12 protein-coding genes are annotated in these 13355 nt (G+C 42.4%); 8 read left to right on the top strand and 4 right to left on the bottom strand.

Annotated features, from left to right (window positions below; genetic code table 11):
- Positions 1-87: 87 nt before the first annotated feature.
- From jag to rpmH, 4 genes are all read right to left on the bottom strand, one after another.
- Positions 88-705 (bottom strand): RNA-binding cell elongation regulator Jag/EloR, encoded by a 618-nt coding sequence (jag, locus tag N5C46_RS14730; RefSeq protein WP_261749167.1) that lies wholly within the window; start codon positions 703-705, stop codon positions 88-90.
- Positions 702-1490, bottom strand: coding sequence for a YidC family membrane integrase SpoIIIJ (spoIIIJ, locus tag N5C46_RS14725; protein WP_034764750.1), 789 nt, complete (start codon positions 1488-1490; stop codon positions 702-704). Before spoIIIJ ends, jag begins: the two co-directional genes overlap by 4 nt.
- Before the next feature lie 141 nt (positions 1491-1631).
- The gene (gene rnpA, locus N5C46_RS14720) at positions 1632-2006 is read right to left on the bottom strand and encodes a ribonuclease P protein component (protein ID WP_061811180.1); all 375 of its coding nucleotides are present in this window, start codon (positions 2004-2006) and stop codon (positions 1632-1634) included.
- A 165-nt stretch (positions 2007-2171) separates the two neighbouring features.
- Complete coding sequence (gene rpmH, locus N5C46_RS14715) at positions 2172-2306, bottom strand: 50S ribosomal protein L34 (RefSeq protein WP_034764748.1); 135 nt, start codon at positions 2304-2306, stop codon at positions 2172-2174.
- 674 nt (positions 2307-2980) lie between these two features.
- On the opposite strand from rpmH, the gene dnaA reads away from it, so the two are divergent.
- The 8 genes from dnaA (at position 2981) to N5C46_RS14675 (ending at position 13304) form a co-directional block, all read left to right on the top strand.
- A complete protein-coding gene (dnaA, locus tag N5C46_RS14710) occupies positions 2981-4324 on the top strand; it encodes a chromosomal replication initiator protein DnaA (RefSeq protein ID WP_061811179.1) in 1344 nt (447 codons plus the stop codon).
- A 206-nt stretch (positions 4325-4530) separates the two neighbouring features.
- Positions 4531-5667 (top strand): DNA polymerase III subunit beta, encoded by a 1137-nt coding sequence (gene dnaN / locus N5C46_RS14705; RefSeq protein WP_261749166.1) that lies wholly within the window; start codon positions 4531-4533, stop codon positions 5665-5667.
- Between the two features lie 169 nt (positions 5668-5836).
- Positions 5837-6055, top strand: a complete 219-nt coding sequence (gene yaaA, locus N5C46_RS14700; RefSeq protein ID WP_034764734.1) for a S4 domain-containing protein YaaA — start codon at positions 5837-5839, stop codon at positions 6053-6055.
- Between the two features lie 17 nt (positions 6056-6072).
- Positions 6073-7191 carry a DNA replication/repair protein RecF gene (gene recF / locus N5C46_RS14695; protein ID WP_261749165.1) on the top strand — a complete coding sequence of 373 codons (1119 nt, stop codon included), beginning with the start codon at positions 6073-6075 and terminating at the stop codon, positions 7189-7191.
- Positions 7192-7227: 36 nt separating this feature from the next.
- Positions 7228-7455 (top strand): extracellular matrix regulator RemB, encoded by a 228-nt coding sequence (gene remB, locus N5C46_RS14690; RefSeq protein ID WP_229596311.1) that lies wholly within the window; start codon positions 7228-7230, stop codon positions 7453-7455.
- Between the two features lie 42 nt (positions 7456-7497).
- A complete protein-coding gene (gene gyrB, locus N5C46_RS14685; RefSeq protein ID WP_261749164.1) occupies positions 7498-9426 on the top strand; it encodes a DNA topoisomerase (ATP-hydrolyzing) subunit B in 1929 nt (642 codons plus the stop codon).
- Positions 9427-9534: 108 nt separating this feature from the next.
- On the top strand, positions 9535-12069 hold the full coding sequence (gyrA, locus tag N5C46_RS14680) for a DNA gyrase subunit A (RefSeq protein ID WP_261749163.1): 2535 nt from the start codon (positions 9535-9537) through the stop codon (positions 12067-12069).
- Between the two features lie 149 nt (positions 12070-12218).
- A complete protein-coding gene (locus N5C46_RS14675; protein ID WP_261749162.1) occupies positions 12219-13304 on the top strand; it encodes an HD-GYP domain-containing protein in 1086 nt (361 codons plus the stop codon).
- The last annotated feature ends 51 nt before the right edge of the window (positions 13305-13355 follow it).

Genomic DNA, 13355 nt, shown 5'->3' with positions numbered 1-13355 from the left:
AATGATATTTGCATTCTACAAAAAATGACAATTTACGCCAGCTGTTTCAAAAAAAAAAAACGATCCCCCGAAAGGAATCGTCTCTCATTATTTTGGTGCAATGACAATGTATCGATTGGGTTCTCTTCCCTCTGAATGGGTATCGACCCTTTTGGAATCCACTAAAGCGGAGTGGATCACTTTTCGTTCATAAGAGGGCATCGGTTCCAGTGAAACAGAGCGATTGGTGCGAAGGGCCTTTTCTGCCAACCGTTCCGCAAGCGTTGTCAGCGTCTGCTTCCGTCTTTCCCGATAGTTCTCGGCATCCAACAGGATCGTGATGAACTGACCGGATACACGATTGGCGACCAATTGCGACAAATGTTGAAGAGCATTCAACGTTTGTCCTCTTTTGCCAATCAATAGAGCCATTTTTTCACCGGAAATGTTGAATTCCACATCTCTTCCATCCCGTTTTACTTCTATGGACGCTTCCACGCCCATTTCACGTGCAACGGATAGAAGAAAATTCTTCGCTTCCTCTACCGGATCAACCGCTTTCTTCACTTGGACGACTGCCGGCCTTCCACCGAACAATCCGAATAAACCCTTTTTACCTTGATCAATGACGTCGATCTCTGCTTCTTCTTTGGTGATATTCAGTTGAGACAAGGCTGATTCAATGGCTTCTTCCACCGTTTGACCAGTCGCTTCTACTTCTCTCACTTTTTCTTTCCTCCCGAATTCCCACCAGCTTTGACGGCTTGCGCTTCTTTGATCTCAGGTCCCTTGATGAAGTAGGTTTGAGCAATCATGAATAGATTTCCGACCACCCAGTAAAGGGATAGAGCTGCAGGGAAGTTTATCGCAAAAATGATGATCATGACCGGCATGATATAAAGCATCATGGCCATTTGCGGATTTTGATTCGCTGTACCCGCCATCATTAATTTTTGCTGGATGAACGTTGTCAGACCTGCTACTAAAGGTAAAATATAGTATGGATCCGGATTACCGAGATCGAACCATAAGAAGTTATGCGCTTTGATTTCCTGTGTTCTGACGATCGCATGGTAGAAACCGATCAAGATCGGCATTTGAACGATCAATGGTAAACAACCCGCTAATGGATTTACCCCGTGACTTTGGAATAAAGCCATCGTTTCTTGTTGAAGCTTTTGCTGAGTTTGTGCATCTTTGGAGCTATATTTTTCACGCAGTTTTTTCATTTCAGGTTGTAATGCCTGCATGGCTTTTGAATTTCTCGTTTGTTTGATCATCAATGGCAGAATCGCTAAACGAATGAGCAATGTAACGATGACAATCGCTAATCCGTAAGATCCGCCCATGAACTCTGCAACCATGGTAATCAATTGCGATAAAGGATAGACAATATATTCATTCCATATTCCGCTACTATCAGATGTAATCGGCTTATTGTAATCTGTACAACCTGATAGAATAGCCATTAGCCCAATGATTCCCACCAGGGCTATCATTCTCTTTTTCACCCTTATTTTCCTCCCAACTAATATCTTTCAAATAAAATGTAAACAAGTACCATCATCCCGTACCAAAAAAAGTACAATCCCTCGTATTGTAACATCTTTTCCTTGGCTTGTGATGACGAAACCTGTCATTCTCTCAAAATGTTATGACTTCTTCCTATCATATTTGCCATAAGAAGACCTTTTCAATACTTTTCCTCTTTTTAATACATGGGTGAGACTCCCCTTCACCTCATGGAAATTCATTTCGGCCGCCGGTTTTCTGGCGATGATAAGATAGTCGTACTGATCGTGCACCTCTTCTTGTAATTCTAAGAAAGCCTGCCTCACGTAACGCTTGATCTGATTACGGCACACAGCATTCCCGATTTTCTTACTGACGGAAATCCCGATTCGAAATGGCTGAGGCTCTTCCTTCTTTAATAGATACAAGACGAATTGACGATTCGCGAAGGATGTTCCTTTTTTAAATATTTCCTGGAACTCTTTATTTTTCTTTACTCTTTGTTCTTTCCGCATGGACCACACCTAATTTTCATTTTTGTCTTGATCTAACCTCGACATTATTGGCTCATTCATATGAAATTATAAGTACTTTTTCTCGTTAACCAAAATACGAACGAGCCAAACCGTCTGATCTCCTAATAGAAAGGAAAAAAAAGACCACTGAGTCAGTTCAGTGGTCTAGGCAGATAATACTTTTCTTCCTTTGCTGCGACGGCGAGCTAAAACATTGCGTCCGTTTTTAGAGCTCATGCGTGCACGGAAACCGTGATTCTTTTTTCTTTTGCGGTTATTTGGTTGAAACGTTCTTTTCATCTATGACACCTCCCTGAAGGATATCTTTAAAAAAGTTAAAGACATTCCTCACTATTATAAAGACGGTACCCATAAAAAGTCAACACTCAGATTATTTTTCTTTTTAAGTGTTAGTTAATCAGTCTTCTCTCATTTGCTATGAGCCAGTGGTGGTTGATTTCCTTCGATCGTCATGTCTCTCCAAGAACACTCAAATTACTCATTCTCATTTTCCTTCTACAAACCCTATCCCATTTTTCTATTCAACGTGCCTGTGGATAGGATTCGACATGGTTTTAAATTATCCACAACACATACTGACAACTTTTTCACAAGTTCTTGGGTTGTGGACAATTTCATTCCACAAGGTGTGGGGGGTTGTGGATAAAATTTAAAAAGCATTGCACCTCTAAGGATATTTTGATATGATTATTGTGTTTTCACTCTTGATAACTGTGTTTACAGAAATAACTTATCCACAAAATGTGGATATCATGTGGGTAACTTATACAGAGGGTTTGTAAAACGTTGTCCACAAGTGGTGGATAATGTCGAAAAACCATTTTCCTTCCTTATTATATATATTTTCCACATTCAACGAATTGTATTTTTATAAAATAGCGTGAGTTTAAGGAATGTATAGCGCGTAATGATTATACAGAAGTTATACAAACTAAAAAAAGGAGGGATCAGGATTGGAGAATATCGGGGATCTTTGGAGCAAGGCCTTAGAAAATATCGAAAAAAAGATCAGTAAACCAAGCTTTGATACTTGGTTGAAATCAACTAAGGCCCATTCCATTCAAGGGGACACCCTTGTGATTACAGCTCCAAATGAATTTGCTAGAGATTGGCTGGAAGGCCGTTACTCTCAGCTAATCTCAGGGGTTTTGTATGATATTACGGGCGAAGAATTAGTCGTGAAATTTATCATTCCCCAAAACCAGGAGCCGGAAGAGTTTGATATTCAAATACCGCCAAAGTCGATGAAGGATGATGATCAGCAGGATATCAACCAAAATATGCTGAACGCAAAATACACTTTCGACACGTTTGTTATCGGTTCGGGCAACCGGTTCGCCCATGCCGCTTCTTTGGCTGTGGCTGAAGCACCTGCCAAAGCCTATAATCCCTTGTTTATTTATGGGGGAGTCGGTCTTGGAAAAACTCACTTGATGCATGCCATCGGCCATTATGTACTTGAGCATAATCCCGCTGCAAAAGTGGTTTACTTGTCATCTGAAAAATTCACCAACGAATTCATTAACTCCATCAGGGATAATAAAGCAGTCGATTTCCGCAACAAATACCGGAATGTTGACGTTTTATTAATCGATGATATTCAATTTTTAGCCGGTAAAGAACAAACACAAGAGGAATTTTTCCATACTTTTAATACCCTACATGAAGAAAGCAAACAAATTGTCATTTCCAGTGATCGGCCACCAAAGGAAATCCCGACACTTGAAGATAGACTTCGTTCCCGATTCGAATGGGGGCTTATAACAGATATCACTCCACCGGATCTCGAGACGAGAATTGCGATTTTACGAAAGAAAGCAAAGGCTGAAGGACTGGATATTCCAAATGAAGCCATGCTTTATATAGCTAATCAGATCGATTCAAATATTCGTGAGTTAGAAGGCGCATTGATCCGTGTCGTTGCGTACTCTTCTCTTATAAATAAAGACATCAATGCAGATCTTGCAGCCGAGGCTTTGAAAGATATCATTCCAAGCTCGAAGCCAAGGGCGATTACCATCCAGGAAATTCAACGTGTCGTTGGTGAGCACTTCAATGTGAAGCTCGAGGACTTTAAAGCGAAGAAACGAACAAAGTCCATCGCATTCCCGAGGCAAATCGCCATGTATTTATCGAGGGAAATGACGGATTCCTCCCTTCCAAAGATCGGGGAAGAGTTTGGCGGACGTGATCACACGACTGTCATTCATGCCCATGAGAAGATCAGTACATTACTCGGAACGGATGCACTTCTTCAGCAGCAATTGAAGGAAATTCGTGAAACATTGAAGGCCTGATTCTACACACAACCAAACTGGATAATGTGAATAACTTTGACTAACTAGCACACAGTCTGTCCACATGTGGATAGGCTGTGTTTACGTTCGATTCACACACTTATCCACATATCAACAGGCCCTACTACTTCTATTACTATTTTTTAAATAAATTATTAGTATATGATTCAGTCCATAAAATTATGTGCAAATTGGAGGAATAAATCATGAAATTTGTTATTCAAAGGGACTATCTTGTCCAGAGCGTCCAGGACGTCATGAAAGCTGTCACATCAAGAACGACTATTCCCATCCTGACCGGTATCAAGATCATTGCCACTGAAGATGGAGTTACATTGACTGGTAGTGATTCGGATATTTCGATTGAATCCTTTATCCCGAATGAGGAAGAAGGCACTGAAATTGTTGGGATCATGGAAACAGGAGGCATTGTCCTCCAAGCAAAATTCTTTAGTGAAATCGTTAAAAAATTACCGAAAGATACGGTGGAAATCGAAGTTCAAAGTCACTTCCAGACAGTCATCCGATCAGGACAGGCGGAATTCAATTTAAACGGTTTGGATCCTGAAGAATATCCTCATCTTCCACAAATTGAAGAAGGAAACGGAATTAAAGTGTCAACGGATCTTCTTAAAACAATGATCAGACAAACCGTATTCGCAGTGTCCACCTCAGAAACACGCCCCATCTTGACAGGTGTAAACTGTCAGATCGAAGACGGGGAGTTAAGCTGTATTGCAACAGATAGTCACAGGCTTGCCATGAGAAAAGCACCGATCGAAACCAATCATGATGCTTCTTACAATATCGTGATTCCAGGAAAGAGCTTAAATGAGTTGAACAAGATCCTTGATGACACGGATGAACCGGTTGAAATCGTCATTACGGAAAACCAGGTCCTGTTCAAGGCAAAACACTTATTATTCTTCTCAAGACTATTAGAGGGGAACTATCCCGACACAAGCCGATTGATTCCATCTGATACGAAAACAGAATTGACCCTTAATACAAAAGAATTTTTACAAGCGATCGATCGTGCATCGCTGCTTGCGAGAGAAGGCCGGAACAACGTCGTGAAACTTTCGACCCTTGATGGTGGAATCATTGAAATTTCGTCAAACACTCCTGAAATCGGGAAAGTCATCGAGCAGGTGGAAAGCCAATCGGTGGAAGGCGAAGAACTGAAAATCTCTTTCAGCGCAAAATATATGATGGACGCGTTAAAAGCGATTGAAGGAACGGAAATTCATGTAAACTTTACAGGAGCGATGAGACCGTTCGTCTTGAAGCCGCTTCATGATGACTCCATCCTTCAGCTGATTCTTCCTGTAAGAACGTACTAAAAATCAAAAGCCAACACCTTCGAAAAAGTTCAGGTGTTGGCTTTTTACATTTAGGGGATCCTTCGGAAATCAACTGCGACCATTTTCTCCATTTTTCGTTAGTTGTGACTTAACTCCATTTAGAGTAAAATAATATATTAGAGACTTTATACGGAAAGTAGTGATTTTAGTGGCGAAAGAGATCACCATCGAAACAGAAATCATCACATTGGGACAATTCCTGAAGCTTGCTGAAGTGATTCAGTCCGGTGGGATGGCGAAATGGTTCTTAAGTGAATATGAAGTATACATAAACGGGGAACAAGACCAAAGAAGAGGGAGAAAACTTACGGTTGGAGACAAAGTTGAAATTCCTGAAGTTGGGGTCTTTGTGGTTGCTGGAGAATAATAAAGGGTGTTATGTCCATGTATATTGAACAATTGGAATTAAGAAACTACCGTAATTACGAGTCAATCGACGTGAGTTTCGAAAATAAGGTGAACGTCATTCTTGGAGAAAATGCCCAGGGGAAGACGAATATCATGGAGTCTATCTATGTCCTGGCCATGGCTAAATCCCACCGTACCTCGAATGATAAAGATTTAATCCGTTGGGACCAGGAATATGCTAAAATAAAAGGTAGGATTCAGAAATATAACGGTGGTTTACCTTTGGAGCTGATCCTGTCCAAAAAAGGGAAAAAGGCGAAGAGTAATCACCTTGAACAGTCTAAATTGAGTCAATATGTCGGGAATATGAATGTTGTCATGTTTGCACCTGAAGATCTACATTTGGTAAAAGGGAGCCCTCAAGTCAGGCGCCGTTTTATTGATATGGAAATCGGTCAGGTTTCTCCTGTTTATTTACATGATATCAGCCTTTATCAAAAAATATTACAGCAGCGGAACCATTATTTAAAACAGTTGCAGACGAGAAAACAAAAAGACCAGACGATGCTTGATGTCTTGACGGAACAGTTCATCGAGATGGCGGTGAAGATTACGAAGAAACGATTTGAGTTCGTTCAATTGTTGGAAAGTTGGGCGAAGCCGATCCATTCAGGGATTTCAAGAAACCTGGAAACGTTGGAAATCGTATATAAACCGTCTTTGGATGTATCAGATAATCAAGAATGGTCAAAAATGGTAGATATATATGAGCAGAAATTCAATGATATACGGGAACGGGAAATCGATCGTGGTGTGACCCTTGTCGGGCCGCATCGTGATGATCTTCAATTCATTGTGAATGACAGGGATGTTCAAACATTCGGGTCACAGGGGCAGCAACGGACGACAGCCCTCTCTGTGAAGCTTGCAGAAATCGAGCTGATTCATTCTGAAATTAAAGAGTATCCCATTTTACTTCTGGATGATGTGTTGTCTGAGTTGGATGATTATCGTCAGTCTCACTTATTAAATACCATTCAGGGGAAAGTTCAAACCTTCGTCACCACAACCAATGTGGACGGGATTGATCATCAAACCTTAAACGAGGCGACTACGTTCGAAGTGGAAGCCGGATCCATGAAAAGATTGAAATGAGGTGTTACCTTGTACATACATGTTGGAGAAGATGTCATGGTACGTACAGATGAAATCATCGCAATTATTGATCGAGACACCGTTCAATTTTCAGAGGAAATTCAACATTTTCTAAAAACGAAAGATCATAACCTTTGCAATCTTGCAAAGGGTTCATATAAATCTCTTGTTATCACAACGGGCCAGTTGTATCTTTCACCGCTGGCATCAAGTACGTTAAAGAAGCGATCAAAGAAATACTCAAACTATGAGAATTTATTATAGAAATATAAAGCCCTGAAGGTTAGAAAGTGTAGGTGAATCAGTATGGCTATAGAACAAAATCAAGCGCAAGGCGGCTCCTATGATGAAAATCAGATTCAGGTTTTAGAAGGTTTAGAGGCCGTTCGGAAAAGACCGGGTATGTATATTGGATCAACAAGCGGCAGAGGTCTGCATCACTTGGTGTGGGAAATCGTTGATAACAGTATTGATGAAGCATTAGCCGGACACTGTAGCGAAATCGAAGTCATTATTGAAGAGGATAACAGTATCACTGTGACGGATAATGGACGAGGGATTCCGGTCGGTATCCACGAAAAAATGGGACGTCCTGCCGTAGAGGTCATCATGACGGTCCTTCACGCAGGCGGTAAGTTCGGAGGCGGCGGATATAAAGTATCCGGCGGTCTGCACGGAGTAGGAGCGTCGGTTGTTAATGCCCTTTCCACAGAACTTGAGGTACATGTCCATCGTGATGGGAACATCTACTATCAGAAATTCGAAAAAGGTGTTCCGAGCTTCGACCTTAAAGTGGTCGGAGAAACGGATAAGACCGGGACGATCATTCATTTCACTCCAGATCCCGAAATCTTTACTGAAACGACGGAATACGATTATGACACACTGGCAAACCGTATTCGTGAATTGGCGTTCTTAAACAGAGGGATCCAGATCAGTATTGAAGATAAGCGCGGAGAAGGGAAAAGACGGGACTACCATTATGAAGGTGGAATCAAGTCCTACGTTGAGCACCTTAACCGTTCGAAGGAAGTCATCCATGAAGAACCGATTTACATTGAGGGGGAAAAGGATGATATCACCGTTGAAATCGCCCTTCAATACAATGACGGTTTCGCAAGCAATCTTTACTCATTCGCCAATAACATCCATACCCATGAAGGTGGAACCCATGAGTCTGGATTTAAAACGGCTTTAACGAGGGTCATCAATGATTACGCCCGTAAAAATAATGTATTCAGAGAGAACGACGCGAATCTTTCAGGGGAAGATGTCCGGGAAGGTCTGACAGCCATCATCTCGATTAAACATCCTGACCCTCAATTTGAAGGTCAGACGAAAACAAAACTCGGGAACTCGGAAGCAAGGACAATCACGGATTCTCTTTTCTCAGAGCATCTGGAAACATTCTTACTTGAAAACCCGGTTGTTGCCCGAAAGGTCGTTGAAAAAGGCCTGATGGCTGCCCGTGCCCGATTGGCTGCGAAAAAAGCAAGGGAGCTTACCCGCCGTAAGAGTGCCCTGGAAATCTCGAGCCTGCCTGGTAAACTGGCTGACTGTTCATCCAAGGACCCAAGCATCAGCGAAATCTATGTGGTTGAGGGTGACTCAGCCGGTGGATCGGCCAAACAGGGACGTGATCGTCACTTCCAGGCCATCCTTCCACTGCGTGGTAAAATCATCAACGTTGAAAAGGCACGTCTTGATAAGATCCTTTCTAATAACGAGGTCCGTGCGATCATTACAGCTCTCGGGACTGGTATTGGTGAAGACTTCAATCTGGCGAAAGCAAGATACCATAAAATCGTGATCATGACCGATGCCGACGTTGATGGCGCTCATATTCGCACACTTTTATTAACGTTCTTCTATCGTTACATGAGAAATATCATTGAAGCAGGTTATATTTACATCGCTCAACCACCTTTGTACAAAATACAACAAGGGAAGAAGATCGAGTACGCCTACAATGATAAAGAACTGGATCGAATACTTGCAGAAATTTCTCCGACGCCTAAACCTGGAATCCAGCGTTACAAAGGTCTTGGAGAGATGAATCCAGAGCAGCTATGGGAAACAACAATGGATCCAGAAACAAGGACCCTGCTGCAGGTAAGCCTTCAAGATGCGATCGAAGCCGACGAAACCTTTGATATCCTGATGGGTGACAAAGTAGAGCCGAGACGTAACTTCATCGAAGAAAACGCAGCTTACGTCAAGAACTTGGATATCTAAAATGAAATAAACAGGATAGACCTGGGTGCTATCCTGTCTTTTACATAGCGGACAAGGTAAAGAGTGAGAAAGGTATAAATCTTTCTTTAAAAGGAGGTCCCTTTTACTATGGCAGAAACACCAAGATCGAATGTTAAAGAGATTAATATAAGTAGTGAAATGCGCTCGTCTTTCCTGGATTATGCGATGAGCGTTATTGTTTCACGTGCCCTACCAGATGCACGTGATGGCCTTAAGCCCGTCCATCGCCGTATTTTATATGCGATGAATGACCTCGGGATGACGTCTGACAAAGCGTACAAGAAATCAGCACGTATCGTCGGTGAAGTAATCGGTAAGTATCACCCTCATGGTGACTCGGCTGTTTATGACACCATGGTCCGGATGGCACAGGATTTCAACTATCGCTATATGCTGGTTGACGGTCACGGTAACTTCGGTTCTGTGGACGGTGACGCCGCAGCGGCCATGCGTTATACAGAAGCACGTATGTCCAAGATTTCTATGGAGCTCATTCGTGACATCAATAAAGACACAATTGATTATAAAGATAACTATGATGGCACGGAGCGGGAGCCGGAAGTATTACCTGCCCGTTTCCCTAACCTTTTGGTTAACGGTTCTTCAGGAATCGCCGTAGGGATGGCAACGAATATCCCTCCCCATAATCTTGGAGAGGTCATCGATGGGATCCTGGCATTAAGTAAAGATCCTGATATTACGATCCAAGAGCTGATGGAATTCATCTACGGACCTGACTTCCCTACTGCCGGTCTGATTGTAGGAAGAAGCGGAATCCGTCGCGCTTACGAAACGGGTAAAGGCTCCATCACCATGCGTGCCCGTGTGGAAATCGAAACAAAGAGCAATGGAAAAGAAACGATCATCGTTCATCAAATCCCTTATCAGGTGAATAAAGCGAGATTAATTGAGAAGATTGCGGATCTTGTCAGGGATAAGAAGATCGATGGCATCACGGATCTACGTGATGAATCGGATCGTAACGGTATGCGGATCGTCATTGAAGTAAGAAAAGACGCCAATGCGAACGTCCTGCTTAATAATTTATATAAACAAACGGCACTTCAAACAAGCTTCGGGATCAATCTTCTGGCACTTGTAGACGGTCAGCCGAAGGTATTGAACTTAAAAGAATGTCTCTATCACTATCTTCAGCATCAACGCGTCGTCATTCGCCGCAGAACGGAATTTGAATTGCGTAAAGCAGAAGCAAGGGCTCATATATTAGAAGGTCTTAGGATTGCCCTTGATCATATTGATGAAATCATTGCCCTTATCCGCGGTTCACAAACAACAGAGCTTGCGAAACAAGGGTTGATGGAGAACTTCTCCCTATCCGATAAGCAGGCCCAGGCGATCCTGGACATGCGTCTTCAACGCCTAACTGGTTTAGAACGTGAAAAAATTGAAGATGAGTACCAGGAACTGGTGAAGCTGATTGCTGAACTAAAAGCGATCCTTGCAGATGACGAAAAGGTCCTTGAAATCATCCGTGAAGAACTGATCGAAATCAAAGAACGCTTCAATGATGAAAGAAGATCTGAAATTGTAGCGGGTGGAATCGAGAACATCGAGGATGAGGATTTGATCCCTAGAGAAAACATCGTCGTTTCCCTCACCCATAACGGTTATATCAAGCGTCTCCCGGTTTCGACCTACCGCAGTCAAAAACGTGGCGGAAGAGGGATCCAGGGTATGGGGACCAATGATGAAGACTTCGTCGAACATCTATTGACGACTTCCACTCATGACACGATTCTCTTCTTTACGAATAAAGGAAAAGCGTATCGTGCAAAAGGATATGAAATTCCTGAGTTCAGCCGTACTGCGAAAGGACTTCCGATCATCAATCTCCTCGGAGTGGAAAAAGATGAGTGGATCAATGCCATGATCCGGGTTGAAGAATTTGTGGATGATTGGTATTTATTCTTTACGACGAAGCAAGGAATCTCAAAACGTACGCCGGTATCAGATTTCGCCAATATCCGGACGAACGGGCTGATCGCCATCAACCTTCGGGAAAATGACGAACTGATTTCCGTCAAACTGACAGATGGCGAAAAAGATATGATCATCGGAACGAAGCAGGGTATGCTGATCCGTTTCCCTGAAACAGACGTTCGTTCCATGGGAAGAACCGCCACTGGAGTAAAGGGAATCAATCTCAGTGATGATGATATCGTTGTCGGTATGGAGATCCTTGAAGACAAGAGTGATGTCCTGGTTGTCACGGTAAATGGTTACGGTAAACGTACTCCAGCCAGTGAATATAGAGTCCAAACCCGTGGTGGTAAAGGATTGAAGACATGTAATGTGACTGAGCGTAATGGAGAACTCGTCTCTGTCAAAGCCGTCACAGGCGAAGAAGACTTAATGATCATCACCGCCCATGGTGTCCTCATCCGTATGGACGTCAATGACATTTCCACAACGGGACGTAACACCCAAGGGGTCAAGCTGATCCGTCTTCAAGAAAGTGAATTCGTTTCAACCGTTGCCAAAGTTGAAAAAGAAGATGAAGAAGAAACGGAAGCACCGTTGGAAACTGTTGAAGAAATGGAACAGCACGACTTGGAAGACCAACCAGCTTCTGATGAGGCTGATGAAGACACAGAAGAATAAATAATAGAGTAAGCTATTTTCAGTAATGGGCATCCATACTGGAAATAGCTTATTTTTTTATCAGGTACCTATTTATTTTTTGAAAATAACAACTATACCCCGACAATTTTGGTAAAATAAACTAAAAGACAGTCGTGAGGTGTGTATAGTTGAAGGTCCATCGTGGCGAAATACAATTAGGCTGCATCGTAGCAGAGGATATCATGGGATTGGCAGCAAACCCGATCATTCCGAAGAATACGGTGCTGGAAGAAGAACATTTGAATATCCTGCAAGCATTCCATATCAACGAGTTATTCATAGAGAAGACAAAAGCCGACGGGAACCCATTCAAGTCACCTCTTTCTTCTGATAAAATCTCGGATCAGGAAGAGACAAATTCACAGGAGACAATGGGATTTGTTGACCTTTACTTAACGACAGTAAAGGAATACAAGAAGGAATTCTTGAATTGGCAGTCGGGTACGGCCGTTAATGTGGCAAGAGTGAGAGAACTCATCCTCCCCGTTATTCAAGAGGTGGAACAAAATCATATCTACATATATTCCCTTCCTCACTATTCAACGAAGAAAGAATATCTCCATCATCACTCTGTTTCAGTCAGTATCATCAGTGCGTTAATAGGGAAGAAGATCGGTTTGCAATCGGGACAGATCAATCAATTGGCATTAGCGGGAGCACTGGCTGACTGTGGAATGGCGAAGGTTAGTCCCCACATATTATCCAAGGATCAGCCCCTGACAGAGAGTGAATTTAAAGAAGTGAAGCTACATACAGCAAATGGGTATAAGATGGTCAAAGACACTCCACTATTAAAAACGGAAACTAAACTTGCGATCTTTCAGCATCATGAACGTTTTGATGGAACAGGATATCCTGCATCCGAAAAGAGCGAACGCATTCATCTCTATTCACAGATTGTCGGGATTGCCGACGTGTTTCATGCCATGACATCAGAGAGAATGTATAGAAGCAAGCAGCCGATCTTCAAAGTATTGGATATGATCAGCAAAGACTTGTTTGGTAAATTTGATATTAAAGTAGTGGAAGGGCTCCTTCAATTAATGGGAGACTTAAGAACCGGTACCCCGGTAAGGTTATCAACGGGAGAGTTTGGAGAAGTCATCTATACCAAACCGAACGCATTCACCAGCCCGCTCGTTAAACTCAAGACAGATGAAATAGTAGATTTATCCCAGCATAAGAACATCTATATTACAGAGGTTTTTATTTAAGATCGTCTACGATTTAGCTTCAAAATGAAAAAAGTCGCAGGTTATTGAAAT

Source organism: Rossellomorea vietnamensis (assembly GCF_025398035.1).
GTDB classification, from domain to species: Bacteria; Bacillota; Bacilli; order Bacillales; family Bacillaceae_B; genus Rossellomorea; species Rossellomorea vietnamensis_B.
Note: the sequence above shows the minus strand (reverse complement) of the source record. Positions and strands in the feature narration are given on the sequence as shown.

What these genes read in the sequence shown, in the direction of transcription:
- rnpA (WP_061811180.1), bottom strand. Translation starts at nt 2,006, where the DNA reads ATGCGGAAAGAACAAAGAGTAAAGAAAAATAAAGAGTTCCAGGAAATA.
- rpmH (WP_034764748.1), bottom strand. Translation starts at nt 2,306, where the DNA reads ATGAAAAGAACGTTTCAACCAAATAACCGCAAAAGAAAAAAGAATCAC.
- dnaN (WP_261749166.1), top strand. Translation starts at nt 4,531, where the DNA reads ATGAAATTTGTTATTCAAAGGGACTATCTTGTCCAGAGCGTCCAGGAC.
- recF (WP_261749165.1), top strand. Translation starts at nt 6,073, where the DNA reads ATGTATATTGAACAATTGGAATTAAGAAACTACCGTAATTACGAGTCA.
- remB (WP_229596311.1), top strand. Translation starts at nt 7,228, where the DNA reads ATGGTACGTACAGATGAAATCATCGCAATTATTGATCGAGACACCGTT.
- gyrB (WP_261749164.1), top strand. Translation starts at nt 7,498, where the DNA reads ATGGCTATAGAACAAAATCAAGCGCAAGGCGGCTCCTATGATGAAAAT.
- gyrA (WP_261749163.1), top strand. Translation starts at nt 9,535, where the DNA reads ATGGCAGAAACACCAAGATCGAATGTTAAAGAGATTAATATAAGTAGT.